At 70.3% G+C, this 24084-nt stretch carries 30 protein-coding genes and 1 riboswitch; of the genes, 15 read left to right on the top strand and 15 right to left on the bottom strand.

The genetic code is table 11. From position 1 onward, the window contains the following. Window positions 1-67: 67 nt before the first annotated feature. Both G6N49_RS28395 and pdxH read right to left on the bottom strand, forming a co-directional pair. A complete protein-coding gene (locus G6N49_RS28395) occupies window positions 68-715 on the bottom strand; it encodes a TetR/AcrR family transcriptional regulator (protein ID WP_083045024.1) in 648 nt (215 codons plus the stop codon). 127 nt (window positions 716-842) lie between these two features. Continuing rightward, complete coding sequence (pdxH, locus tag G6N49_RS28390) at window positions 843-1505, bottom strand: pyridoxamine 5'-phosphate oxidase (RefSeq protein ID WP_011561835.1); 663 nt, start codon at window positions 1503-1505, stop codon at window positions 843-845. Between the two features lie 60 nt (window positions 1506-1565). On the opposite strand from pdxH, the gene G6N49_RS28385 reads away from it, so the two are divergent. The 4 genes from G6N49_RS28385 to G6N49_RS28370 all read left to right on the top strand — a co-directional run bounded on the left by G6N49_RS28385 (window position 1566) and on the right by G6N49_RS28370 (window position 4351). Then, on the top strand, window positions 1566-2696 hold the full coding sequence (locus G6N49_RS28385; protein ID WP_011857023.1) for a citrate synthase 2: 1131 nt from the start codon (window positions 1566-1568) through the stop codon (window positions 2694-2696). Next, complete coding sequence (locus G6N49_RS28380; protein WP_011857024.1) at window positions 2693-3310, top strand: maleylpyruvate isomerase family mycothiol-dependent enzyme; 618 nt, start codon at window positions 2693-2695, stop codon at window positions 3308-3310. Before G6N49_RS28385 ends, G6N49_RS28380 begins: the two co-directional genes overlap by 4 nt. A 64-nt stretch (window positions 3311-3374) precedes the next feature. Continuing rightward, the gene (locus tag G6N49_RS28375) at window positions 3375-3836 is read left to right on the top strand and encodes a VOC family protein (RefSeq protein WP_041925398.1); all 462 of its coding nucleotides are present in this window, start codon (window positions 3375-3377) and stop codon (window positions 3834-3836) included. Window positions 3837-3886: 50 nt separating this feature from the next. Beyond that, window positions 3887-4351: a nuclear transport factor 2 family protein gene (locus G6N49_RS28370; RefSeq protein ID WP_041925162.1), complete on the top strand. Its 465-nt coding sequence runs from the start codon at window positions 3887-3889 to the stop codon at window positions 4349-4351. On the opposite strand, the gene G6N49_RS29780 is transcribed toward G6N49_RS28370, so the two are convergent. From G6N49_RS29780 to G6N49_RS28355, 3 genes are all read right to left on the bottom strand, one after another. Next, entirely contained in the window at window positions 4276-4530 is a 255-nt protein-coding gene (locus G6N49_RS29780; RefSeq protein WP_082947940.1) for a DUF2795 domain-containing protein, read from the bottom strand. The two genes, G6N49_RS28370 and G6N49_RS29780, sit on opposite strands and share 76 nt — an antisense overlap. A 78-nt stretch (window positions 4531-4608) precedes the next feature. Beyond that, entirely contained in the window at window positions 4609-6294 is a 1686-nt protein-coding gene (locus tag G6N49_RS28360) for an FAD-dependent oxidoreductase (RefSeq protein WP_064874352.1), read from the bottom strand. Between the two features lie 14 nt (window positions 6295-6308). After that, the gene (locus G6N49_RS28355; protein ID WP_011561840.1) at window positions 6309-7325 is read right to left on the bottom strand and encodes an AurF N-oxygenase family protein; all 1017 of its coding nucleotides are present in this window, start codon (window positions 7323-7325) and stop codon (window positions 6309-6311) included. A 167-nt stretch (window positions 7326-7492) separates the two neighbouring features. Here G6N49_RS28355 and serC point away from each other — a divergent pair, with 167 nt between their 5' ends. Further along, window positions 7493-8605: a phosphoserine transaminase gene (serC, locus tag G6N49_RS28350; protein WP_064915923.1), complete on the top strand. Its 1113-nt coding sequence runs from the start codon at window positions 7493-7495 to the stop codon at window positions 8603-8605. A 103-nt stretch (window positions 8606-8708) separates the two neighbouring features. Then, window positions 8709-9548 (top strand): septation protein SepH, encoded by an 840-nt coding sequence (gene sepH / locus G6N49_RS28345; protein WP_011561842.1) that lies wholly within the window; start codon window positions 8709-8711, stop codon window positions 9546-9548. On the opposite strand, the gene G6N49_RS28340 is transcribed toward sepH, so the two are convergent. The 3 genes from G6N49_RS28340 to G6N49_RS28330 are packed head-to-tail and all read right to left on the bottom strand — an operon-like array spanning window position 9545 to window position 11111. After that, window positions 9545-9829 carry a DUF2537 domain-containing protein gene (locus tag G6N49_RS28340; RefSeq protein WP_082947941.1) on the bottom strand — a complete coding sequence of 95 codons (285 nt, stop codon included), beginning with the start codon at window positions 9827-9829 and terminating at the stop codon, window positions 9545-9547. The genes sepH and G6N49_RS28340 overlap by 4 nt on opposite strands. A gap of 9 nt (window positions 9830-9838) precedes the next feature. Beyond that, the gene (locus G6N49_RS28335; protein ID WP_083045025.1) at window positions 9839-10651 is read right to left on the bottom strand and encodes a TrmH family RNA methyltransferase; all 813 of its coding nucleotides are present in this window, start codon (window positions 10649-10651) and stop codon (window positions 9839-9841) included. Window positions 10652-10679: 28 nt separating this feature from the next. Beyond that, entirely contained in the window at window positions 10680-11111 is a 432-nt protein-coding gene (locus tag G6N49_RS28330) for an Rv0880 family HTH-type transcriptional regulator (RefSeq protein WP_011561845.1), read from the bottom strand. Window positions 11112-11200: 89 nt separating this feature from the next. Between G6N49_RS28330 and G6N49_RS28325 the strand changes: the two genes are divergently transcribed. Together G6N49_RS28325 and G6N49_RS28320 are read left to right on the top strand one after the other, a co-directional pair. Next, window positions 11201-11467 (top strand): DUF2530 domain-containing protein, encoded by a 267-nt coding sequence (locus G6N49_RS28325; protein ID WP_041309863.1) that lies wholly within the window; start codon window positions 11201-11203, stop codon window positions 11465-11467. A gap of 33 nt (window positions 11468-11500) precedes the next feature. Continuing rightward, window positions 11501-11953, top strand: a complete 453-nt coding sequence (locus G6N49_RS28320) for an SRPBCC family protein (protein WP_011561847.1) — start codon at window positions 11501-11503, stop codon at window positions 11951-11953. A gap of 26 nt (window positions 11954-11979) precedes the next feature. On the opposite strand, the gene G6N49_RS28315 is transcribed toward G6N49_RS28320, so the two are convergent. Continuing rightward, a complete protein-coding gene (locus G6N49_RS28315; RefSeq protein WP_011561848.1) occupies window positions 11980-12753 on the bottom strand; it encodes a DUF3027 domain-containing protein in 774 nt (257 codons plus the stop codon). Window positions 12754-12823: 70 nt separating this feature from the next. On the opposite strand from G6N49_RS28315, the gene G6N49_RS28310 reads away from it, so the two are divergent. Further along, complete coding sequence (locus tag G6N49_RS28310; protein ID WP_011857029.1) at window positions 12824-14524, top strand: MFS transporter; 1701 nt, start codon at window positions 12824-12826, stop codon at window positions 14522-14524. Beyond that, the gene (locus G6N49_RS28305; protein ID WP_011561850.1) at window positions 14521-15021 is read left to right on the top strand and encodes a DUF2771 domain-containing protein; all 501 of its coding nucleotides are present in this window, start codon (window positions 14521-14523) and stop codon (window positions 15019-15021) included. Before G6N49_RS28310 ends, G6N49_RS28305 begins: the two co-directional genes overlap by 4 nt. Here G6N49_RS28305 and G6N49_RS28300 read toward each other — a convergent pair. Next, the gene (locus tag G6N49_RS28300; protein ID WP_011561851.1) at window positions 15018-16022 is read right to left on the bottom strand and encodes a glutathione S-transferase family protein; all 1005 of its coding nucleotides are present in this window, start codon (window positions 16020-16022) and stop codon (window positions 15018-15020) included. The genes G6N49_RS28305 and G6N49_RS28300 overlap by 4 nt on opposite strands. A gap of 99 nt (window positions 16023-16121) precedes the next feature. Further along, the gene (locus G6N49_RS28295; protein WP_011768371.1) at window positions 16122-16532 is read right to left on the bottom strand and encodes a cold-shock protein; all 411 of its coding nucleotides are present in this window, start codon (window positions 16530-16532) and stop codon (window positions 16122-16124) included. A 154-nt stretch (window positions 16533-16686) separates the two neighbouring features. On the opposite strand from G6N49_RS28295, the gene G6N49_RS28290 reads away from it, so the two are divergent. The 4 genes from G6N49_RS28290 to G6N49_RS28275 all read left to right on the top strand — a co-directional run bounded on the left by G6N49_RS28290 (window position 16687) and on the right by G6N49_RS28275 (window position 20135). After that, window positions 16687-17091, top strand: coding sequence for a YccF domain-containing protein (locus tag G6N49_RS28290; RefSeq protein ID WP_011561853.1), 405 nt, complete (start codon window positions 16687-16689; stop codon window positions 17089-17091). Then, window positions 17088-18140, top strand: coding sequence for a GTP 3',8-cyclase MoaA (gene moaA / locus G6N49_RS28285; protein WP_011561854.1), 1053 nt, complete (start codon window positions 17088-17090; stop codon window positions 18138-18140). Before G6N49_RS28290 ends, moaA begins: the two co-directional genes overlap by 4 nt. 1 nt (window position 18141) lies before the next feature. Continuing rightward, window positions 18142-18408 carry a MoaD/ThiS family protein gene (locus tag G6N49_RS28280; protein ID WP_011561855.1) on the top strand — a complete coding sequence of 89 codons (267 nt, stop codon included), beginning with the start codon at window positions 18142-18144 and terminating at the stop codon, window positions 18406-18408. A gap of 217 nt (window positions 18409-18625) precedes the next feature. Next, window positions 18626-18830: riboswitch (cyclic di-AMP (ydaO/yuaA leader) on the top strand. A 9-nt stretch (window positions 18831-18839) separates the two neighbouring features. After that, window positions 18840-20135, top strand: coding sequence for a transglycosylase family protein (locus tag G6N49_RS28275; protein ID WP_011857030.1), 1296 nt, complete (start codon window positions 18840-18842; stop codon window positions 20133-20135). A gap of 6 nt (window positions 20136-20141) precedes the next feature. Here G6N49_RS28275 and G6N49_RS28270 read toward each other — a convergent pair whose 3' ends face one another. Genes G6N49_RS28270 through G6N49_RS28255 form a run of 4 tightly spaced genes read right to left on the bottom strand, consistent with a single transcriptional unit; the run spans window position 20142 to window position 21723 of the window. Then, window positions 20142-20570 carry a molybdenum cofactor biosynthesis protein MoaE gene (locus G6N49_RS28270; protein ID WP_011561857.1) on the bottom strand — a complete coding sequence of 143 codons (429 nt, stop codon included), beginning with the start codon at window positions 20568-20570 and terminating at the stop codon, window positions 20142-20144. Next, window positions 20567-21049 (bottom strand): MogA/MoaB family molybdenum cofactor biosynthesis protein, encoded by a 483-nt coding sequence (locus G6N49_RS28265; RefSeq protein ID WP_011561858.1) that lies wholly within the window; start codon window positions 21047-21049, stop codon window positions 20567-20569. Before G6N49_RS28265 ends, G6N49_RS28270 begins: the two co-directional genes overlap by 4 nt. After that, window positions 21046-21531, bottom strand: coding sequence for a cyclic pyranopterin monophosphate synthase MoaC (gene moaC / locus G6N49_RS28260; RefSeq protein ID WP_011561859.1), 486 nt, complete (start codon window positions 21529-21531; stop codon window positions 21046-21048). Before moaC ends, G6N49_RS28265 begins: the two co-directional genes overlap by 4 nt. After that, complete coding sequence (locus tag G6N49_RS28255) at window positions 21532-21723, bottom strand: hypothetical protein (RefSeq protein WP_179967809.1); 192 nt, start codon at window positions 21721-21723, stop codon at window positions 21532-21534. A 65-nt stretch (window positions 21724-21788) separates the two neighbouring features. Between G6N49_RS28255 and G6N49_RS28250 the strand changes: the two genes are divergently transcribed. After that, window positions 21789-24083, top strand: a complete 2295-nt coding sequence (locus tag G6N49_RS28250) for a helicase-associated domain-containing protein (protein WP_064871856.1) — start codon at window positions 21789-21791, stop codon at window positions 24081-24083. Window position 24084: the final 1 nt, after the last annotated feature.

Below are 24084 nucleotides of genomic sequence, written 5' to 3'. Positions count from 1 at the left end.
TGCAGACCCTCGTCTACAAAAGGTAGCCCCATCGTGACGGACGTGCTTGCGGGGGGCGGGCAGTTGCTCAGACCAGCTGCTTGAAGTCGGCGGTCACGTCGAGGAACTGGGCATACGCCAGCTCGATCCGGGACACGATGCCGTCGGCGGTCATCGTGCCCCAGTCGGCGCCGGGTCCGAGGTCGGCGAGTGCGGCCATCATGATCGCGCCCCACACCGCGGCCACCAGTTGCAGCCGCCGGTCGTCGGGTGCGGTACCCATACGCTCGACGAGCGCGGCGTTCACCGCGTCCAGCCGGAACCGGGTGGCCGCGTGTATGAGGGTTTCCGACGACGTCACGATGCGCGCCGACGCGAGCAGCCGCTCCTCGGTCAGCCCCGTCGGCGGGGCCCGCTTGGTGGCGTTGAACGCGTGGATGTGGCTGCGGAAGATCGCCTCGAGGTGGCTGATGTCCGGCGGTTGCCTGCGGAGTTCGACGGCGACGATCTCGATGATGTCGTCGATGACGGCCAGCACCACCGCTTCCTTGGTCGCGAAGTACCGGCTGAAGGTCCGCGGCGAGACGTCGGCGACCGCGGCGATCTGGTCGACGGTGGTGTTCTCGAAACCCTGCCGGTCGCACAGTTCGACGGCGGCGTTGATCAGGGTGGTTCGGGTGCGCTGTTTCTTGCGCTCGCGCAGCCCGAGAACCGGGGCGCCGTCGAGATCAGCCACTCCTCGGATGCTAGTCCGAGCTGGGACAAAAAGCAGTTGATCTTGACATCCGGTGAAATTCGCCGATGTTCACCATCTGTCGCGGCCGGTCACCATCGCGGCCTGATCCGCTACCCGGCGGGAATCCCTACGGCTGCAGCCGCTCGATGCGGCCGTCGTGGACGCGGATCCTGTTGTGGACGCGGCTCTCCCGGCCCTGCCAGAACTCCACGACCTCGGCCGTGATGCGGTAGCCGCCCCAGTCCGGCGGCACCGGCACCGTGTCGTGGTCAGCGAACCGCTCGGTCACCTCGGCGAGCTGGTCGAGCAGCTCCGCCCGCGAGGCGATCGGCCTGGACTGCTGCGATGCCCACGCGCCGAGCTGCGATCCGCGGGGCCGCTTCGACCAATAGTCGGCGGTCTCCTCGGCCGACACCTTCGTCACCGGTCCGCGCACGTGGACCTGACGGCCCAGCGCGAACCACGGGAAGGTCGCCGAGGCGTACGGCGTGCTCGCCAGATCCTCGCCCTTGGCCGAACCGTAGTTGGTGAAGAACGTGATGCCGGTGTCGTCGACGCTCTTACACAGCACCGTGCGGGTGACCGGCCGTCCCCCGGCGTCCACCGTCCCGAGCACGATCGCATTCGGCTCGGCGATCCCGGCGGCCTCGGCATCGGCTAACCACCTGCGCAGCAGGGCAACCCAGCCGTCGGCCAGCCAGTCGACATCGAGGTCGGCGCTGCCGTCCTTCTCCACCGATCCGTACTCCACGCGCATCCTCGCCAAGTGCTCGTTGTCGGCCTTTTTCACCGCGCCAACGCTACGCCGACCGGTCCGTCCGGCACTTGCTGTGGGTGCGAGAATCTGGCCATGACTCAGACGTCGCCGTCGGTGCCGGAGAATTTCGTCGAGGGACTCGAGGGTGTGGTGGCCTTCACCACCCAGATCGCCGAACCGGACAAGGACGGCGGGGCGCTGCGGTACCGCGGCGTGGACATCGAAGATCTGGTCGCGCGGCGGGTGACGTTCGGCGACGTGTGGGCACTGCTGGTCGACGGGCGCTTCGGCGACGGGCTGCCGCCGGCCGAACCGTTCCCGCTGCCGATCCACAGCGGCGACGTCCGCGTCGACGTACAGGCCGGCCTCGCGATGCTCGCGCCGATCTGGGGCTACAAACCGATCCTCGACATCGACGACGACACCGCCCGCGCCCAACTCGCGCGCGCCTCGGTGATGGCCCTGTCCTACGTCGCGCAGTCCGCGCGCGGGATCCACCGGCCGGCCGTCCCGCAGCGGTCGATCGACGAATGCACAACCGTGACAGCGCGTTTCATGACGCGGTGGCAGGGTGACCCCGATCCGAGGCACGTCGAGGCCATCGACGCCTACTGGGTGACCGCCGCCGAACACGGGATGAACGCCTCGACGTTCACCGCCCGGGTGATCGCCTCCACCGGCGCCGACGTCGCAGCTGCACTCTCCGGCGCCGTCGGCGCGATGAGCGGCCCCCTGCACGGCGGCGCACCCGCGCGGGTACTGCCGATGCTCGACGAGGTCGAGCGCACCGGTGACGCCCGCGCCGTGGTCAAGGGCATCCTCGACCGCAAGGACAAGCTGATGGGGTTCGGACACCGGGTGTACCGGGCGGAGGATCCGCGGGCCCGTGTGCTGCGCGCGACCGCCGAGCGCCTGGAGGCGCCGCGTTACGAGGTCGCCGCCGCCCTCGAGCAGGCCGCACTGGCCGAGCTGCGTGAGCGCCGTCCCGACCGGGCGATCGAGACGAACGTCGAGTTCTGGGCCGCGGTGATCCTCGACTTCGCCCAGGTGCCCGCCTCGATGATGCCGGCGATGTTCACCTGTGGGCGCACCGCCGGATGGTGCGCCCACATCCTCGAACAGAAACGGCTGGGCAAGCTGGTGCGCCCGTCGGCGATCTATGTCGGACCCGACCCGCGGAGCCCGGAGTCCGTCGAGGGCTGGGACCGCATCACCACCTCATGACCACCGATCCGGCGGTCGTGTTCGCCTCTGCCGCACACAGTTTCGCCGATCTGGTGGGCCGGCTGCCGGCCACCGGGTGGGACGGTCCCGGGTTGGGCGAGTGGGATCTGCGGGCGCTGGTCGGCCACACCTCCCGCTCGCTGATCACCGTCAGCACCTACCTGCAGACCACCGCCGCCCGCGAGGACGTCACCAGCGCGGCCGAGTACTACGTGAAGGTGACCCCCGCCGCGCTCGGTATCGACCCGGCCGCCGTCGCCGAACGCGGCAGACAGGCCGGCCGCGACCTCGGGGAGGATCCGGCGGCCACGGTCGCCGGCCTGGCCGCGAAGGCGCTGGCCGATGTGGACGCCGCGGACGATCCGCTGATCGAGGTGATCGGCGGCCTCGGCATCCGGCTGAGCAACTACCTGCCGACGCGGACCTTCGAGCTGGCCGTGCACGGTCTGGACATCGCGCGGGCCGCGCAGATCGACTACGCGCCGCCGTCCGACGTGCTGGCCGACGCGGTGCGGTTGGCCGGCGACGTCGCGGTCGTCTCCGGTCGCGGAGTGGAGGTCCTCCTGGCCCTGACCGGGCGGGCCGGGCTGCCTCCCGCGTTCTCCATCGTGTGACCGATGAAATTTGTCGGTGGGGAGAGTCAGCATGGTGACTGTCCACCTACCCGAGGAGATTCCCATGGCCACCCAAGACCTTCCAGAAGTGCAACCGCTTGTCGCCCCGCACCTCTGCGTCGACGACGGAGCAGCCGCGATCGACTTCTACGTCAAGGCTTTCGGCGCTACCGAGTTGGGGCGGATGCCCGGTCCCGACGGCAAGCTGATGCACGGCGCAGTCCAGATCAACGGCTCGTTGGTGATGCTCAACGACGACTTCCCCGAGTACAACGACGGTAAGCCGTCGACACCGACGGCGCTGGGCGGCTCACCGGTCACCATCCACCTTCAGGTCACCGATGTCGACGCGAAATTCCAGCAGGCGGTCGATGCCGGCGCCACCGTGGTGATGCCCGTCGAAGAGCAGTTCTGGGGCGACCGCTACGGCGTGCTGCGGGATCCGTTCGGCCACCTGTGGTCGATGGGACAGCCGGTCCGCGAGGTCAGCCCGGAGGAGATGCAGGCCGCGATGACGCAGCAGTAACGGCTTCCGGCGGGATCTCACGTTCGGTGTGCGTCCGGCGTCTACAAGGTATGGACATCGCCGACCAGACCCGCGCTCGCCTACTTCGAGACATGTACGAGGCGGAGGCACGCTACCTCGCCTCAGGCGGACCGGGGGTCGCTGACTTCAGCACCCTCGTACCGTTTTTCGCCGACGACGTCATACTGCACCAGGCCGACTCGCTGCCGTACGGCGGAACGTGGCGGGGCCATGGCGGTCTGGAGCGGTTCTTCCTCGCCATGAGTAGGACGTGGTCGGCCTTCGACATGGCCGGGCAACGGTTCTTGTCGACGGCCGAAACCGCGGTGGTCCACACCGATGTCCACGCATGCGCCCGAGCCACCGGCCGACGACTCGAGTTCCCGATCCTGCAGACCATTCGTTTCGTCGGCAGGCGAATCGCCGAGGTGCGGCCGTTCTACTGGGACGTCGCAGCGATCGCCGCTGCGTGCCGTGCGACGGCGGACAGCGCGCCGGGGGCCCGGCCGCATTGAGCGGCCAGCAGGTCAGAAGACCGCCTACTGCACCTGATCCGGGCCGCTGATCTCACCGTCGGGCAGTTCTGCAGCCCGTCGAGGATGTCCTGGTCCGCGCCGTTGCTCTTGGCGTGCTCGATCAGGTCTTCCTTCGAGCACGGGTACGACGCCCCGGACAGTGCCTTCTGCACATCGATCGGATTCGGATGGGATCGCTCCCACTCATTTCGCTGACGCGAGCGAGAGTGACCGCCGGCCGCCGACCGAAACGTGGCCTACCGCAGCAGACCGGCGAGCAGACGCCGCGCGAGCGGCGGCTCCGGCGCGGCCGCCGCCGCCTGCAGCATGTCGGCGACCGACGTGAACTTCACCCGCGGGCGTCGGTCACCCCCGCGGGCGATCTCCGCCGCGTCGACGGCGCGCCAGCCCTGGCTGTCGACCACGTCGGGCCGACGCTCTCGCACGAACCGGTCCAGATCGCCGTAGCCGGCCGACGGCACCGCGAGTGCGCCGGCGTTGTAATCGGCCACGAGGGTGTGCACCGTCTGCGCGGCGCAGGACTTGTTGGTACCGATGAAGCCGGTCGGTCCGCGCTTGATCCAGCCCGCGACGTAACTTCCCGGGGCGGATCGGCCGGACGCCGGGTCGACGACACGGCCACTCTCGTTGGGGACGACGCCGTCGGCCTCGTCGAACGGCAGCCCTGCGACCGGCCTGCCGCGGTAGCCGATGGAGGACAGCACGAGCCCGGCGTCGAGGCGACGCACCTCGTCGGTACCGGTGACGGTGAACTCGACACCGTCGGCGCGGGTCGCACCGGTGACGCGTCGCGGTGTCAGCCGGTAGGCCAGCCGTATCCGCGGGCGGGTGGCCGGCGCCGAGGCGTCGGGCAGCTTCGCGAGGATCTCGAGCTTGTTGCGGGTGAGCGGATCGGTTTCGTCGCAGAGGTCGCGCCGGACCAGTTCGTGGTCGGCCGCGTCGAGCACGACGTCGCAGGCGGCGGTGAGACCGATCAGCTCGGGCAGCGTGAACGCCGACTGCGCGGGCCCGCGCCGGGCCGCGACCACCACCTCGTCGATGCGCGAGGCGCGCAGCGCGGCCAGCGCGTGGTCGGCGATGTCGGTGGCGGCCAGCCGGTCCGGGTCGGTGGTGAGGATGCGGGCGACGTCGAGTGCCACGTTGCCGTTTCCGATCACGACCGCTCGGCGGTGGTCGAGTGCGACCGGCAGGGCCGCGTAGTCGGGGTGGCCGTTGTACCAGGCGACGACCTCGGTGGCTGTCGCCGTGCCGGGCAGGCCCATCCCGTCGACGTCGAGGCGGCGGTCGTTGGGGGCGCCGACGGCGTACAGCACGGCGTGGTGGTGGGCCAGCAGGTCTTCGTGGGTCAGGTGGGTGCCGACCTCGACGTTGAGGTAGAGCCTCAGCTCACGCCGCGCCGCCACCCGGTCGAACAACCGCGTCACCCGCTTGGTGCTCTGGTGGTCGGGGGCGACGCCCGCGCGGACCAGCCCGTAGGGCGTGGGCAGCCGCTCGAACATCGTGACCCGCACCCCGCGCTGGGTGAGCAGTTCGTCGGCGGCGTACATGGCGGCCGGGCCGGATCCCACGATGGCGACCCTCAGCGGGCCGTCGGGACGTGAGCGGACGACGGGGGCGTCGGGCACCGGCGCCAGCTTGGAGGTGGGCGGCACCTTCTCGTCGGGCGGGCGCGGTGGATAGAACGCCGCGTTGAGTTCGACGAACGGCAGCTGCGAGTCGGTCAACGTGGCCTCAGGGGCGATCGCGCCGACCGGACAGGCGCTGACGCAGGCTCCGCAGTCGACGCAGGCCGCCGGGTCGATGTAGAGCATCTCGGCGGTCGCGAAGCCCGGCTCGTCGGGTGTGGGGTGGATGCAGTTCACCGGGCAGGCGAAGACACACGACCCGTCACTGCAGCACGACTGGGTGATCACATGGGGCACGGTCGTGCGTCCCCCTAGGCCGCGGTGGCGACGTGTTGGCGGTGCGGTTCGCTGCGGTAGCGGCTGGGCCGCCCGTCGATCCGGCAGATGCGCCACATCAGCTTCGCCAGCGGGTTCATCAGGCCGGTGTCTTGGCACAGCATCCGGACGTCGCCGAACATGTCACGCAGGAACTGCCTGGACTCCGGCGCGCGGAAGAACAGCTCCTTCTTGACCGACTTCGGGATGTCGAATTCACGCCAGAACGACTTCGGCGGAACGATGATCGCCTGGCACAGCACCCTCATCACCACCGGGACGTAGAGCGACAGGAAGAACCGCTGCCGGCGCGGAAGATGCGGCAGCCGCTTGCGCAGGTATTCGTGTGCGAAGGAGATGTGACGGGCTTCCTCGGCGACGTGAATCGCCATGACCCGCTCCATGATCGGGTGCAGCGCCTTACCCTCGCGGAGCACGTTCTTCTGCGTGTGGTCGATCGGCTCCTCGCCGGCCAGCACGCCGAAGAAGAACGGGATCGGCAGCGGGCCGGCCACCAGTGGGATGAACGGCGACAGCCAGCGCAGCAACCGCGGCATACCGGGCACGTCGGCGCCGATGCGGTTCACCATCTCCTGGAACATCATGGTGTGGTTGCACTCTTCGACCGTCTCGTGCATGCAGTAGCGGTATTCGGGTGAACCGTTGGGCACCCAGAACGCGTAGTTCGTCAGCCCGCGGATCAGGATGATCTCGAACTGCAGGCCGACCTTCGCCACGTTGGCCTGCCGCCACCGGCCGATCTCGATCTGCCGTTCGACGGGCTGGGCCTGGTACCACGGGTGGCGCCCGAGCGGGTCGGTGCTGGTGAGAATCCACCGCTCGTCGTCGTCGACGACGGCGAATTCGGGGCTGTTCCAGTCGATGTCGGTGTACGGGTTGAAGTTCCGTCGCACCGATCCCTCGGACAGCGTGGTCAATGTGTCGACGTAAGCCTTGTCTTCGGTGACGTCCATGTTGCGGCGCCACCGGCGGACCGTGCGTGTGCGAGCCATGAGAGCCTCCCGTGTGGGGTTTACATTCACCGGTCTTCTGTACACAGTACCGCAGGTATCGGGTAAATGTCCATGGCCACTCTGAGGGTTTGCTGTGGTTTCGGCGTCGTGGGTCGCGGTGAGCGCAACTGGCTGCACCGAAATCGCAGGAACTACGCTGGTGCCCCATGGCCGAACTCACCATCCCCGCCGATCTCAAGCCCCGCGACGGACGCTTCGGGTCCGGACCGTCGAAGGTGCGTCCCGAACAACTGCAGGCGCTCGCCGCCGCGGGCGACCTGTTCGGCACCTCGCACCGACAGGCCCCGGTCAAGAACCTCGTGGGCCGCGTGCGGGACGGCATCAAACAGCTGTTCTCGGTACCCGAGGGATACGACGTCATCCTCGGCAACGGCGGCAGCACGGCGTTCTGGGATGCCGCGGCGTTCGGGCTGATCGACAAGCGCTCGCTGCACCTCACCTACGGCGAGTTCAGCGCGAAATTCGCCTCCGCGGTCGCCAAGAACCCGTTCGTCGGCGACCCGATCGTCGTTAAGGCCGATCCGGGCAGCGCCCCGGAACCGCAGTCCGACCCGTCGGTCGACGTCATCGCCTGGGCGCACAACGAGACATCGACCGGTGTCGCCGTCCCGGTGCAGCGCCCCGCCGACTCCGGCGACGCGCTGATCGTGATCGACGCGACGTCCGGCGCGGGCGGGCTGCCCGTCGACATCGCGCAGGCCGACGCCTACTACTTCGCCCCGCAGAAGAACTTCGCCGGCGACGGCGGCCTGTGGCTCGCGGTGGTCAGCCCCGCCGCCCTGGCGCGCATCGAGGCGATCGGCCAGTCGGGCCGCTGGGTGCCCGACTTCCTCTCCCTGCCGATCGCGGTGGAGAACAGCCTCAAGAACCAGACGTACAACACCCCGGCGATCGGCACGCTCGTGCTGCTCGCCGACCAGCTGGACTGGCTCAACGGCAACGGCGGACTGGACTGGGCCGTCAAGCGCACCGCCGATTCGTCGCAGCGGCTGTACTCGTGGGCCGAGGCGTCGCCGTACGCGACACCGTTCGTCACCGATCCGGCGCTGCGCTCGCAGGTGGTCGGCACCATCGACTTCGCCGATGACGTCGACGCCGCCGCGGTGGCAAAGGTGTTGCGCGCCAACGGAATCGTCGATACCGAGCCGTACCGCAAACTCGGTCGCAACCAGCTGCGGGTCGCGATGTTCGCCGCCGTCGACCCCGAGGACGTCAGCGCCCTGACCCGGTGCGTCGACTGGGTCGTCGAACGGTTGTAGATCACGCCGCGTGTCACCGTGGTCACGGGCAGGTAACGCAGTAGGCTGACCAGCTAATCGGGCTGGCGCCTCGCGCCGCGAAAAGAGCCCGGAGGAGGTCGCAGTGCGGGAACTCAAGGTCGTCGAACTCGACGTCGACGGCAACACGGTCCTCTGCCAAACCGACTCCGGTGAGAGATACACCCTGCGCATCGACGACCGGTTCCGCGCCGCGGCCCGCGGGGACCGGGCCGCGTTCAATCGATCGGCCGACCAGACCATGATCGATGTCGAGGTGCACAACGTGCTGCGTCCCAGGGATATCCAGTCCAAGATCCGCGCCGGCGCCTCCGTCGAGCAGGTCGCCAACGCCTCGGGGATGCCGATCGAGCGGGTCGAACGGTTCGCCCACCCGGTGCTGCTGGAACGCTCGCGCGCCGCCGAACTCGCCACCGCCGCGCATCCCGTGCTGTCCGACGGCCCCGCGGTGCTCACGCTGCTCGAGACCGTCAGCACCGCGCTGGTCGCGCGCGGCCTGGACCCCGACGCGACGAACTGGGACGCCTGGCGCAACGAGGACGGACGCTGGACCGTGCAGGTGGCGTGGAAGGCCGGCCGGTCCGACAACGTCGCCCACTTCCGGTTCTCCCCCGGCGCGCACGGCGGCACGGTCACCGCGTTCGACGAGGCGGCTCACCAGCTGATCGACCCCGATTTCAGCCGTCCGCTGCGCCCGGTGGCACCCCTCGCCCAGCTCGACTTCGACGCTCCCGTCGCCGCACCGCCGGCCCCCGCCCCGCTGCCGGAGCCCGAGCCGGAACCGGAGCCCGCTCCCGAGCCCGCGGCCGGCCCGGAACCAGAGGCCCCCAAGCCGGCGAAGCCGCGTAAGGGCAAGGCCCGGCCGACGGTTCCCGGGTGGGAGGACGTGCTGCTCGGCGTCCGCTCCAGCGGTGGGCAGCGCTAGCTCGGCGTCGTCCCACTGAGGGTCATCGCAAGCAGCGCGGTCCAGCCCGCGGCCACCCCGACGGCCGCCCCGAATGCGAACCACCGCCACACCGGCCGGTTCCGCCACCCCCACACCGTCGGCGCCAGCCCGCCGACGGCGACCATGTTCAGGCCGACCGCCAGCAGTGGATGCACCCGCAGCAGCCCGAGGCTCAGCACGATGACGGCCGTGGCGATCACCGCCGCGACTCCGGCGGCCACTGTCAAACCCGTTCCCCACGGAGTGGATTCGTCGGTCACCGGGTCAATCTAGCCGGATCGGACCCGTTCGTAGAACGCCAGCGCGGCAGCGGTCGCGACGTTGAGCGAATCGGTGCCCCGCGACATCGGGATGCGCACCCGCCGGTCGCTGGCCCGCATCACCCGCTCGGTCAGGCCCGGTCCCTCCGCGCCGACGAGGAAGGCGACCTTCTCGCCGGCCAGCGCCGTCATCGCCGTGGCCAGGGTGTCGGCGGCGGGGTCCGGTGTCATCGCCAGCAACTGAAACCCCTTGTCGCGCAACGTGTTCAGCTCATCCGGCCACGCGGCTGCGCGGGCGAACGGCACCAGCAGCGCATGGCCCATCGACACCCGCACCGCCCGCCGGTAGAGCGGGTCGGCACATCCGGCCCCGAAGATCACCGCGTCGACGCCGAGGCCCGCGGCGTTGCGGAAGATCGACCCGAGGTTCTCGTGGTCGTTGACACCTTCGAGCACCGCCACGGTGCGGGCGCCGTCGAGCGCGTCGGCCACGCTGATCTCCGGCGGCCGCGACGCCGACGCCAGTACACCCCTATTCAGGTGGAAGCCGACGACCTCGGCCATCACCTCGGCGTCGGCGCGGTAGAACGGGGCGTCGACGGCGTCGAGGTCGGTACCGAGTTCGGTGAGCCGGCGGTCGGTGCCGAGCAGCGCGCGCGGGGTGAACCGCGAGGCCACCATGCGCTGCACCACCAGCACACCCTCGGCGATCACCAAACCCTTGCCGCTGGGCAGATCGGGTCTGCGGTCGATGCTGTTGAGGTCCCGGAAGTCGTCGAGGCGCGGATCGGCGGGGTCGTCGACGTCGATGACGCTCGTCAACGCCCCACTCTCCGCACGGCGGCGAAGCTTACGCGCTCGCCTCGACCATCGCCGACATCAGGTCGGCGGCCATCAACAACGTCTTGCGCTGCTCCGGTTCCAGGCTGGCGAGCCGGCGCTGCAGCCACTCCTGGCTGGCCCGCTTCTCCGCCTCCACCAGATCGGCCCCGGCCGGTGACACCGACACCAGCACCTGCCGCCCGTCGACCGGGTGTGCGTTGCGCGAGACGAGACCCATCTCGGCCAGCGATGCGATCACACGAGTCATCGACGGAGGGCGCACCCGTTCCCGCACAGCTAACGCGCCCGGAGTCATGGCACCCTCCTTGGCCAGCGTCGACAGAGCAGACAATTGCGACAGCGAAATCGGCGATTCAGCACGCCGGAAACGCAATTGACGTGCCAGCCGCACTACGGCGAGAGACAAATCGCTGGCCAGCCGGGACTCGAGGTCGATCACGAAGCAAATCCTACATAGCGCCGCTAAAAGCCGCGAGCAAACCGATAACCCTGGTTACGCACCATTTTCGATGGACTAGGTTGGCATTGATGGCCGACGAACCCACCTCCGAGAGCGAATCGCCGCAGCCGCCGCCGCTGCCGGCGGGCCTGCTCGATCCGCGACCCGTCATCGCCGTGATCGCCGGGGTGTGGCTCGTCGCCACCGTGCTCGCGTTCACCGTCTCCACGCTGCACGAATGGCGCCCGTTCACGATCGCCGGGCTGGGCATCGGGGTTTTTGGCACTTCGATCTTCCTGTGGCAACGTCACGCCGTACGCCGCGGCGCCCGCGGCGCCCAGAGTGGGCTTCGCTGAAGGCCTGCTCACCGCCCGACCACAGGAGGACGAATGGCCGCACCGTTGCTGCACGCAGAGATCGAGATCGACGCCCCGGTGGCCACGGTCTGGTCGTTGGTCTCCGACCTCAGCCGGATGCCGCAGTGGAGCCCGCAGTGCCGGGTGATGAAGCCGCTCGGCCCGGTGCGGCCGGGCACCAAGACGATCAACCTCAACCGGCGCAACCGCTTGGTCTGGCCGACCACCTGCACCATCACCGAGGTCGTCCCGGAGAAGAAGGTGGCGTTCCGCGTCGACGCAAACAAGACGGTGTGGAGTTACGAACTCGAGCCGACCGCCACCGGCACCCGGTTGGTCGAGACCCGCAACGCCGAGAACGGCGTCACGGCGGTGTCGAACATGGCGGTCAACAAGCTGATGGGCGGGGTTCCGAGCTTCGAAGAGGAACTCGTCGCGGGGATGAACGAATCACTGGCCAAGATCAAGGCCGCCGCGGAGAGTTAGTCAGTCGCCGCCGCGGGAGCGGCGAATCAGTCCTTGTCGGCGAGGTCGATCACGCCGTCGTCGTACGGGTCGTAGAGCGGCGACCCGGTGAGCTGCGGCGCCGGGGTGTCCGAGTGCGCACCGCAGCCGTACTCGGAGTCGACCACGTGCCCGTCGGCCGACATCTCGTTGGCGCACACGCCGAACATGACCCCGAGCGAGCCGGACAGCGGCAGGTAGAACCCGCAGTCGCGGCACACCCGCTTCGTCGAGCGGGCCATGGCCGACCCCGGGCCGAAATCGCCGTCGTGCCAGCGCTGGGCGGCGTCGATGCGCCCCCACCGGCTCAGCACCTGCCTGCGGCCAAGCCCCACTTCTGCGGCGGTCTCGTCGATCTGCGGATCACCGGAGGCGACGTGGCCGGGCACCAGCCGGGGATCCTCGCGCGGTGGCGCGAGCAGGTCGCCGGGGCCGAGGTCGCCCGGACGCACCCGGTCCTGCCAGGGCACCCACTTGGGGGCCAGCAGCGCCGTCGGGCCGGGAACCAGCACCAATTCGCTGATGGTGGCCTGTTCGGCGCCGGGATACGCGGCGACGACGACGGCCCACTGCCAGCCCCGGTAGCCGGGCATGTCGGCCAGGAACCGGTGGGTGGCCGACGTCGGATCCTCGAACGAAGCGCCGAGGTACTCCCCGATCGTGTCGGGTCCGCTGAACTCGGCGAGCGCGGCGCGCGCCTGGTCCACGGCGCCCATCAGCACTGCTTCGAGATCGGCAGGGCGTTGGGCCACGTCGGCGGCGGTGTCGGTCAGGCTGTCCATCGCATCCCATAGTGCCGCAGAGCGATACCGGAAAGCCACACCGGTCGGCTGTCAACCGTCAGTCGGTGCCATGGTGGACAATCGTGGCGTGGCCGGCGGACGCGATGAGAGTGACGGGGATCCCGAGGATTTCCGACGCGACGCCCGGTACTACCCGCCCCGGCCGCCCGCGGGCCACGACCACCCCGGCATGGCGAACTACCCCAGCGACGGCGGTACCTACCGGCGTCCACGCAGGCAGCCGACGCCGAGCGCGAACCGCTGGCTGCCGCCGCTGGACGAGCCGACGCCCTCGGGGTACCAGTACGACCCACCGCCCGGTGTGGGTGCGGGCGCAGGGCGGGTCACCGTCACCCGCGCCGCGGCGCAGCGCAGCCGCGAGATGGGGTCGAAGATGTACGGCCTGGTGCACCGGGCCGCGACCGCCGACGGGGCGGACAAGTCCGGGCTGACGGCGCTCACCTGGCCGGTGGTGGCCAACTTCGCCGTCGACGCCGCCATGGCGGTGGCGTTGGCGAACACGTTGTTCTTCGCCGCCGCGAGCGGGGAGAGCAAGAGCAAGGTCGCGCTGTACCTGCTGATCACGATCGCGCCGTTCGCGGTGATCGCACCGCTCATCGGCCCGGCGCTCGACCGCCTGCAACATGGCCGCCGCGTCGCGTTGGCCGCCTCGTTCCTGGCGCGCACGGCGCTGGTGGTGCTGCTGATCGCGAACTACGACGGCGAGACGGGCAGCTACCAGTCGTGGGTGCTCTACCCGTGCGCGCTCGGGATGATGGTGCTGTCGAAATCGTTCTCGGTGCTGCGCAGCGCCGTCACCCCGCGGGTGCTGCCCCCGAGCATCGACCTGGTGCGGGTGAATTCCCGGCTCACGACGTTCGGCCTGTTGGGTGGCACCGTGGTCGGTGGCGCGTTCGCCGCCGGGGCGGAGTATCTGCTCAACCTTTTCCACCTGCCCGGTGCGCTGTACGTGATCGTCGCTGCGACCATCGCGGGCGCGGCGCTGTCGATGCACATCCCGAAATGGGTCGAGGTCACCGCGGGTGAGGTGCCGGCGACATTGAGTTATCACGGCGGCAGCGGCGGTCTGCGACGTGAGCGGCCGTCCGAGCGGTCCGGCAAGGCGCGCCAGCCGCTGGGCCGTAACACCATCACCGCGCTGTGGGGCAACTGCACGATCAAGGTGATGGTCGGGTTCCTGTTCCTCTACCCGGCGTTCGTGGCGAAGTCGCACGACGCCACCGGCTGGGAGCAGCTGCGCATCCTCGGCCTGATCGGCGCCGCGGCCGCCGTCGGCAACTTCGTCGGCAACATGACCGCCGCGCGGCTCGAACTGGGCCACCCGGCGCGGCTGGTCGTACGCGCGGCCACCGCGGTGACCGCCGTCGCGCTGCTGACCGCGGTCACCGGGAACCTGCTGGTGGCAGCGGTGGCCACGCTGATCACCTCCGGCGCCAGCGCGATCGCCAAGGCGTCGCTGGATGCGTCGCTTCAGGACGACCTGCCCGAGGAGTCCAGGGCCTCGGCGTTCGGCCGTTCGGAGTCACTGCTGCAGCTGGCGTGGGTCGCCGGCGGCGCCACCGGGGTGCTCATCTACACCGACCTGTGGATCGGCTTCACTACGATCACCGCCGTGCTGATTCTCGGTCTGGCCCAGACGGTCGTGAGCTACCGCGGCGAATCGCTGATTCCGGGCTTGGGTGGCAACCGCCCGGTGCTGGCCGAACAGGAAGGCCGTCGCTCCGACGCCGCCGGGGTGGGTTACGAGTGAAACGCGTAGTGGCCGTGCTGGCGGCCGTCGCGGTGCTGGCGACTGCGGCCACGGCGTTCATGGTGTGGCGGCTGACCCGCGACCACGACCCGGACCTGCCGGAGATCAGCGCCTTCACCCACGGCGAGTTGACCCGCGTCGGACCTTTCCAGTACTGCGACGTCATCGATCCCACCGACTGCATGCCGGCCGGGCAGCAGGGTGAACTCGCCGTCACCGAGCGCGACCCGGTTCAGCTGTCGGTCCCGTCGGCGATCGCCGAGGCGCCCTGGCGGCTGCTTCGGGTGTACGAGGATCCCGTCGACACCACCGCATCGGTGTTCCGGCCCGACACCCGGCTGGCGGTCACCATCCCGACCGTCGATCCGCAGCGCGGCCGGCTCACCGGGATCGCCGTGCAGCTGCTCACGCTGGTGCAGAACGAGGCCGGGGAGGTCTTCGAGATCCCGCACGCGGAGTGGTCGGTCCGGATGGTCTGGGATCAGGGCGGACCCTAGAGCGGAGTGTGCCCGGCGGCCACCCGCTCCCCCTCGCGGGCCGGACCCGGCGGTGTCCCGTCACCGAAGGGCCTGCCGCCCAACGCTTCCCGGCCGTGTGAGGTCAGCCAGTTGGCCAGGTCGGGACCCTTGGGCACCACCTGCGTCGGGTTGATGTCGGAATGGACGATGTAGTAGTGCTGTTTGATCTGCACGAAGTCGACGGTGTCACCGAAGCCGGGCGTCTGGAACAGATCCCGGGCGTAACCCCACAGCGCGGGCATCTCCGAGAGCTTGGCGCGATTGCACTTGAAATGCCCGTGGTAGACGGGATCGAAGCGGGCCAGCGTGGTGAACAACCGGACGTCGGCCTCGGTGATGGTGTCGCCGACCAGGTAGCGCTGTCCGGCCAACCGGTCCTCGAGCCAGTCCAGCGCGGTGAACAGCCGGTCGTAGGCCTTCTCGTACGCGCGTTGTGACCCGGCGAACCCGCAGCGGTAGACGCCGTTGTTGACCTCGGTGTAGATGCGCTGGGCCACCTCGTCGATCTCGTCGCGGTGTTTCTCCGGGTAGAGGTCGGGGGCGCCGTCGCGGTGGTGGGCGGTCCACTCCGTGGAGAAGTCGAGCGTGATCTGCGGGAAGTCGTTCGTCACGACCTGACCCGTCGACACCTCGACGACCGCGGGCACCGTGATGCCCTTCGGGTAGTCGGTGAACCGCTTGAAATAGGCGTCCTGCAGGCGCGGGATCTTCAGCACGGGGTCCACGCCGTCGGGGTCCAGGTCGAAGGTCCAGCTGCGCTCGTCGTGCGTGGGTCCGCAGAAGCCGATGGACAGCGCGTCCTCGAGGCCGAGCAGTCGGCGGACGATGATCGTGCGGTTGGCCCACGGGCAGGCCCGCGCGACGATCAGCCGGTAGCGCCCGGGTTCGACGGGATAGCCGTCGCGGCCGTCGGCGGTGATCCGATCGGTGATGTAGTCGGTGTCGCGGTTGAATTCGCCTCCGCTTGCGACGTAGCTCATGTCCCGAGCATGCCCGGTTTCGCCGAACGTGAAGCCACTGCGAAGAATCCGTCGGATTTTCGCCAGGAGTTCACGTTCGGCGCGGGCGCCGGTGAAGGATCAGGCGTCGAGTTCGCGGGCGACGGCCTTGACGACCTCCGACACCCGGCGTGCGACCTTGCGGTCGGGGTAGCGGCCCTTCTGCAGGTCGGGCTGGATCGCACTCTCGAGCAGGGTGATGAGGTCACCGATCATGCCGTGCAGTTCGTCGGGGGTGTGCTTGTGCTCGGGGCGCTCGGCCTCCCGACGGGTCTTGCTCAGGCTCGGCGGCGGATCGATCAGGGTGAGGCTCAGCGCCTGCGGCCCGCGCCGTCCGGCCGCCACGCCGAACTCGACGCGCTGGCCCGCCTTGAGTCCCTCGACACCCGCGGGCAGCGCCGAGGACCGGACGTACACGTCCTCGCCGTCCTCCTGGGACAGAAAGCCGAAGCCCTTTTCGGCGTCGTACCACTTCACCCTGCCGGTCGGCACTTTGGTCACCTGCTCGTCGTCTCGCACTGACATAAGGAAAGCGTCCCGCTTGCGCCGGGACGCGTCGAGGCCGATCCTACTCGGACTCGCCCGGCGACTTCACACCCTTATCGGTAGGCTTTGTGCCACCGCTGAAGGAAGAAGTGCGCCCGATATGCGAGTCCTACTGAACATCATCTGGTTGATTTTCGGCGGCCTGTGGCTTGCGCTGGGGTACGCGGTGGCGGGAATCCTCTGCTTCGTCCTGATCATCACCATCCCGTTCGGATTCGCCGCCTTCCGGATCGCGTCCTACGCGCTGTGGCCGTTCGGCCGCACCATCGTCGAGAAGCCGGGCCCTCGTCCCGGCGCGCTCATCGGCAATGTCATCTGGGTGCTGTTGTTCGGCATCTGGCTGGCCATCGGCCACCTAGTCAGCGCGGCGGCGATGGCCATCACGATCATCGGCATTCCGCTCGCGCTGGCCAACCTCAAGCTCATCCCGGTCTCGCTGGTGCCGCTCGGCAAAGAGATCGTGCCGGTCGACCCGCCCGTACCCGCCATGCGAGCCGCCGCATGACGGTGACCCCACTCGGTGTCCCCACCATCTCGCGTCCGGCGGCAGGCATGCCCACCACCGGACCGCTGGTCGACACCTTCGGCCGCATCGCCACCGACCTGCGGGTGTCGCTGACCGACCGCTGCAATCTGCGCTGCACCTACTGCATGCCCGCCGAAGGCCTCGACTGGCTGCCGGGTGAGCAGCTGCTGAGCGCCGACGAACTGATCCGGCTGCTGCGTATCGCGGTCACCCGCCTCGGCATCACCAACGTGCGCTTCACCGGCGGTGAACCGCTGGTGGTGCGGCACCTCGAGGACGTGGTGGCGGCCACGGGCGCGCTGCGCCCCCGCCCGGAGATGGCGATGACCACCAACGGGATCGGGCTGGCCAAGCGGGCGCGGGCCCTCAAGGCCGCCGGGCTCGACCGGGTCAACGTCTCGCTCGACAGCGTCGACGCCGCCCACTTCGCGCGCATCACCCGCCGCGACCGGCTGGGTGACGTGCTCGCCGGGCTGGCCGCCGCCAAGGAGGCCGGGCTGACGCCGGTCAAGGTCAACGCCGTCCTCGATCCCGACACCGGTCTCGACGACGCGGTCTCGCTGCTGCGGTACTGCCTCGACCACGGCTATCAGCTGCGCATCATCGAGCAGATGCCGCTCGACGCCGAACACCAGTGGCAGCGCGGCCGCTCACTCGAGGCCGCCGGCATCCTCGCCGCCCTGCGCGCGCACTTCACCCTGGTCCCCGACTCCAAACCGCGGGGTTCGGCTCCGGCACAGCTGTGGCGGGTCGACGGCGGGACGGCGACGGTCGGGGTGATCGCGTCGGTCTCCGAGGCGTTCTGCGCGGCGTGTGACCGCACCCGGCTCACCGCCGACGGTCAGGTGCGTAACTGTCTGTTCGCCCGCGAGGAGAGCGATCTGCGCCGGCTGCTGCGTGGCGGCGCCGACGACGACGCGATCGAGCAGGCCTGGCGCGCCGCGATGTGGACGAAGGCTGCAGGTCACGGCATCAACGATCCAGGCTTCGAACAGCCGTCGCGGCCGATGAGTGCGATCGGGGGCTGACGTGTCGACCACCACGACGGTGCGCGTCGCGGTCCGGTACTTCGCCGCCGCCCGGGCCGCCGCCGGCACCGAATCAGAGGATCTGACCGTCCCCGCGGGCACGACGGTGCAGGCGCTCGTCGACGAATTATCTTCGCGCAGCGCGGAACTGGGCCGAGTTTTGGCGCGGTGCTCGTACCTCTGCGACGGCGTGGCCGTACGGGATACGACGATGGCGTTGGCGAACGCGCAGACGCTTGATGTGCTTCCCCCGTTCGCCGGCGGATAAGCGTGATTTGCGTCACATAACGAATTGGTCACAAGCTGGCTATAGCCCAGATCACGGGCGGAAACACCTGCGAAAACGACGGGCCAACCTGCACCTTTAGAGCCCTTTTAAGATTTGCTGTGGCGGAAAACGCCGAGGTCGGGAAAAGGTGACGGGTGCGCGGTGAGCGGTTACCGTTCAGTCCCAGGTCAGACGACCCTGATCAACTGACCCGCCCCGCCCGATAGCGCCGAGCTCCATCCGTCGACGCGGGGGACCACGAACCACCTGGATGGAGGCGGGGGACCCACCGGTCCACCGAAGGACCTGGGGCCGCCAGCGGCCCCTTGGGGTGAAGCCGAGACCGGGCAACCGGAATCGGCCGGGTGACCTCTCCCACCCGAACCCGACAGCTGACCTCGCGGGCGCCGACGAGAGGACCTATCGCACTTATGAGTGGACGGCATCGCAAGCCCACGAATTCAACCGTCAGTGTCGCCAAGATCGCCTTCACCGGTGCTGTGATCGGTGGCGGGAGCATCGCCCTTGCCGGCCATGCCGGCGCCGCCACCGACAGCGAATGGGATCAGGTCGCCGCGTGTGAATCCAGCGGCAACTGGGCGATCAACACCGGCAACGGCTACCACGGCGGCCTTCAGTTCTCGCCCAGCACCTGGGCCGGACACGGCGGCGGCGAATTCGCCCCCGCCGCCTACATGGCCACCAAGGAAGAGCAGATCGCCGTCGCCGAGCGCGTGCTCGCCAGCCAGGGCAAGGGCGCATGGCCCTCCTGCGGCGGCCCGCTGTCCGGCGCGACGCCGCGCAACGTCGTCGACCAGCCGATCGATCCGGCCCCGCTGAACGGCATCCTGCCGCCTCCGCCGCCGATCGATCCGTTCGCACCGCCTCCGCCGCCGCCCGCACCGTTCGACGCGCTGGCCGCACCCGCACCCGCGCCGCTGCCTCCCGAGGCCATGCCGCCGGCACCGGTGCCGCCGCCACCCGCACCGATCGATGCGATGGCCGCACCCGCACCGGTTCCGCCGCCCGCCGCTCCGCTGGACGCGCCGCTGCCGCCTCCGCCCGCCCCGGTGGATCCCGCGGCGTGGGCCGCCCCGGCCCCGGCGCCGGTGGGCGCACCGCTGCCCCCGCCCGCCGACGTCCCCCTGCCGCCGGCCCCGCCGGTCGACAGTGCCGTCGCCGCGGCCGCCGCGAACTGGGACACCATCGCCGCTCCGGCACCGGATCAGCCGCAGCCGCAGAACTGGTCGCTCGGCGTGCCCGCGCCACTGCAGCCCGCTCCCGCGCCCCCGGCGCCGGCTCCCGCGCCCGCCCCGGCCCCCGCGCCCGTCGCCGCCCCGGCGCCGGATCCGCTGGCCCCGCTCAACGCGGTCGACATCCCGCAGCCGGTGTTCGACGCCGCCAACCAGGCCGCCAGCGGTCAGATCCCGGCGGTGCCCGCGGGCCTGCCCGCCGAGATGCCGCACCTGGCCAGCCCGCAGAACCTGCCTCCGGGTACGACGGTCGATCCCGCGCAGGTGCCCGGGCAGAGCCCGAACGTCACCTACCTCAAGGAGATCTGGCACGCGATCCAGACCCAGGAGATCTCGGGTGCGGATGCGCTGCTGGCGCTGACCCAGCGGCCGCTGACCACCCCCGACACCCCGGGTGGGCCGCCGCCGAACCTTCCTGTCGCCCCGGCCCCGGCCCCGGCGCCCGCGCCGGCTCCGGTCCTGCCGCCCGCCTGAGTCGGGTCAGGCCGAGTTCACCCACTCGTCGGAGCCGTCACCGAAGAACTGGTGCTTCCACACCGGTATCCGGTCCTTGACGGCGTCGACGAGCCGGGAACAGGTGTCGAACGCCGCCCTGCGATGGTCCGCTGCCACAGCGGCCACCAGGGCGGCGTCGCCTATTTCGAGGGGTCCCACGCGGTGGCTGACGGCGATCGCGCGCACACCGTCGGACTCCGCGGCGATCTCGGCGGCGACCTCCGCGAGGACCTGCGCGGCGCTGGGATGCGCGGAGTATTCGAGGCGGGCCACCCCGCGCCCGCCGTCGTGGTCGCGGACCACACCGGCGAAACTGACGACGGCCCCGGCGGATTCGTGGGACACGAGGTCTTCGTGCTCGGTCAGGTCGATCGGGTCCTCGGTCACGGCGGCACGGTGCACGACGGCGGTCATCGCGGATGGTCCTTTCCGGCGAGCTGGTCCAGGGCGTGGTCGAGCACGTCGGCGAGCACCGACAGTCCGTCCCTGACGCCGCCGGGCGAGCCGGGCAGGTTCACCACGAGCGTGCGTCCGGCCACGCCGCAGATCCCGCGCGACAGCACGGCGGTCGGCACCTTCGGCAGCCCCGCCCGCCGGATGGCCTCGGCCAGGCCGGGCAGTTCGTAGTCGACGACGGCCGCGGTGGCCTGCGGGGTGGCGTCGGTGGGCGAGATGCCGGTGCCGCCGGAGGTGATCACCACGTCGACGCCGTCGGCCACCGCCGCGCGCAGGGCCGCTTCGACGGGGTCGCCGTCGGGCACCACGACCGGATCGGGAGTGTCGACGCCACGGCCGGTCAACCACTCGACGATCGGGGGTCCGGTCCGGTCCTCGTAGACCGCTGCGGCGGCCCGGGTGGAGGCGATGACGACGCGGCCGGTGCGGCCGGTCACGGCCGCGTCCAGGTGCCGGTCTTGCCGCCCTCTTTACGAAGCACCGCGATGTCGTCGATGCGGGCGGCGGGGTCGACGGCCTTGATCATGTCGTAGACGGTCAGCGCGGCCACGCTCACCGCCGTCAGCGCTTCCATCTCCACCCCGGTGCGGTCGGTGGTCCGCACGGTCGCGGTGACGCGGACGTGGCTCTCGCCGATCTCGAAGTCGACGTCCACACCGGTCAGCGCGAGCTGATGGCACAGCGGGATCAGATCGCTGGTGCGTTTGGCGGCCATGATGCCGGCGACCCGCGCGGTCGCCAGCGCGTCGCCCTTGGGCAGCCCGCCGGACGCGATCAGCGCGACCACGTCGGGGCGGGTGTGCAGCGTGCCCGCCGCGACGGCGGTGCGTTTGGTGACGTCCTTACCGCTGACGTCGACCATGTGCGCCGCGCCGGACTCGTCGACGTGCGAAAGCCCGTGCTGCGAGCTCGCGGCCACTTACCTGTTGACGACGGTGACGGGATGCAGGTACGGCAGCTCGTCGGCTGGCAGCGGGAAGGTCAGGTCGCCGAACGGCGAGAGGGCGCCGACGCGGTCGGTGGCGAGTTCGCTCACGGCGTGCTCGTCACCGTCGAGGTGGGTGGGCCACCCCGGGTCGACGTACTGCTTCTTCGATTTCTTGTCAGCCACGCCCACATTGTGGCAAACGGCTCGGCGGATGGCGAGGTCGGGCGGCTGCTTTACGCTGGTCAGCAATGACAGCACACACTCCGCCCACGGGCAGGAGCGAAGCGACTCGGGGGACCACCGGTGTCCCTCTGGGCGCCTGGTTGGCCCAACTACCCGACGAGCGGCTGATCCGGCTGCTCGAGTTGCGCCCTGACCTCACCCAGCCGCCGCCGGGCACCATCGCCGCGCTGGCCGCACGGGCGACGTCACGACAGTCGGTCAAGGCCGCCACCGACGGCCTCGATTTCCTGCGGTTGGCCGTGCTCGATGCGCTGCTGGTGCTGCACGCCGACACCACCGCGGTGCCGTTGACCAAGTTGTTCGAGCTGATCGGGGGGCGCGCGGACGAGGGTGCGATCGTCGTCGCGGTCGACGATCTGCGCGCGCGGGCTCTGGTGTGGGGTGACGACGACCAGGTGCGCGTCGCGGCCGAGGCGGCGTCCGGGCTGCCGTGGTATCCGGGTCAGGCGGTCGTGGAGACGGCCGAGCACGGCGCCGACGACATCGCGGAGAAGCTGGCCGGACTCGACACCGCACAGCGTGAGCTGCTCGAGCGGCTCCTCGAGGGGTCCCCGGTCGGCCGCACGCGGGATGCGGCGCCCGGAACGCCGGCCGACCGTCCGGTGCAGCGCCTGCTGGCGGCGGGGCTGCTGCGCCAGGTCGACGACGACACCGTGATCCTGCCCCGTCTCGTCGGCCAGGTGCTGCGCGGCGAGGCGCCCGGACCGACGGAGCTGAACCCACCCGATCCCGTCACGACCTCGACGAAACCGTCCGACGTCGACGCCGTCGCGGCCGGCGCGGCGATCGACGTGCTGCGTGAGGTCGACGTGGTGCTCGAGGCGCTCTCGGCGGCCCCGGTGCCGGAACTGCGCAGCGGCGGCCTCGGGGTGCGCGACCTCAAACGCCTCGTGAAGGCCACGGGGATCGACGAGCGACGGCTGGGGCTGATCCTGGAGGTCGCGTTGGGGGCGGGCCTCATCGCGGCCGGGATGCCCGAACCGGATCCGGGCGACGGGACCAGCACGTTCTGGGCGCCGACGGTGGCGGCCGATCGGTTCATCGAGTCACCGACTGCGGTGCGCTGGCACCTTCTGGCCTCGACGTGGCTCGACCTGCCGGCCAGGCCGGGGCTCACCGGCAGCCGGGGACCCGACGGCAAACCGTATGCGTCGCTGTCGGATGCGCTGTACTCGACGGCGGCTCCGCTGGACCGCCGGCTGCTGCTGGCGGTGCTGGCCGACCTGCCCGCAGGTTCGGGGGTCGACGCGGCGTCGGCCTCTCGGGCGATGATCTGGCGCAGGCCGCGCTGGGCGGTCCGGCTGCAGCCCGAACCGGTCGGCGGTCTGCTCACCGAGGCGCACGCACTCGGCATGGTGGGCCGCGGCGCGATCGCGACACCCACCCGCAGGCTGCTCGCCGGTGAACCGCCCGAGGACGTCGTGGCGGCCAAGGCCAAGGTGCTGCCCGCCCCCATCGACCATTTCCTGGTTCAGGCCGACCTGACCGTCGTCGTCCCCGGCCCGCTCGAACGCGACCTCGCCGAGCAGCTGGCGGCCGTCGCGGCGGTGGAGTCCGCGGGCGCGGCGATGGTGTACCGGGTCAGTGAGGCGTCGATCCGCCGTGCGCTCGACACCGGCAAGACCGCCAGCGAATTGCACTCGTTCTTCGGGCGGCATTCGAAAACCCCTGTGCCGCAGGGGTTGACATATCTGATCGACGACGTCGCGCGCCGTCACGGCCAGCTCCGGGTCGGTATGGCGGCGTCGTTCGTGCGGTGCGAGGATCCGGCGCTGCTGGCCCAGGCCGTCGCCGCACCGGCCACCGGCGCGGTGGAACTGCGGTTGTTGGCGCCGACGGTGGCGGTGTCGCAGGCGCCGATCGCCGACGTGCTCGCCGCGCTGCGCAACGCCGGGCTCGCCCCGGCGGCCGAGGATTCGTCCGGCGCGATCGTCGACATCCGCTCCCGCGGTGCCCGGGTGCCGGCACCGGGCCGGCGACGGGTCTTCCGCCCCGCGCCCACCCCGACCGGCCAGACGCTCGGTGCGATCGTCGCGGTGCTGCGCAAGGTCGCCGCCGCCCCGTCCAGGAACATGCGGCTCGATCCGGGCGTTGCGATAACGCAGTTGCAGGAAGCGGCGCTACAGCAGACTTCGGTGGTGATCGGCTACGTGGACCCGGCCGGGGTGGCCACGCAGCGGGTGGTGGCCCCCGTCAACGTCCGCGGCGGCCAGTTGACCGCCTACGATCCGGCATCCGGGCGGGTGCGCGAATTCGCGATTCACCGCGTTACCTCGGTGGTGTCGGCCGAGAACGAATAAT

It is taken from the genome of Mycolicibacterium monacense, from assembly GCF_010731575.1.
GTDB lineage: Bacteria > Actinomycetota > Actinomycetes > Mycobacteriales > Mycobacteriaceae > Mycobacterium > Mycobacterium monacense.
The sequence above is the reverse complement of the archived record's forward strand: the minus strand, read 5'-3'. Positions and strand labels throughout refer to the sequence as shown.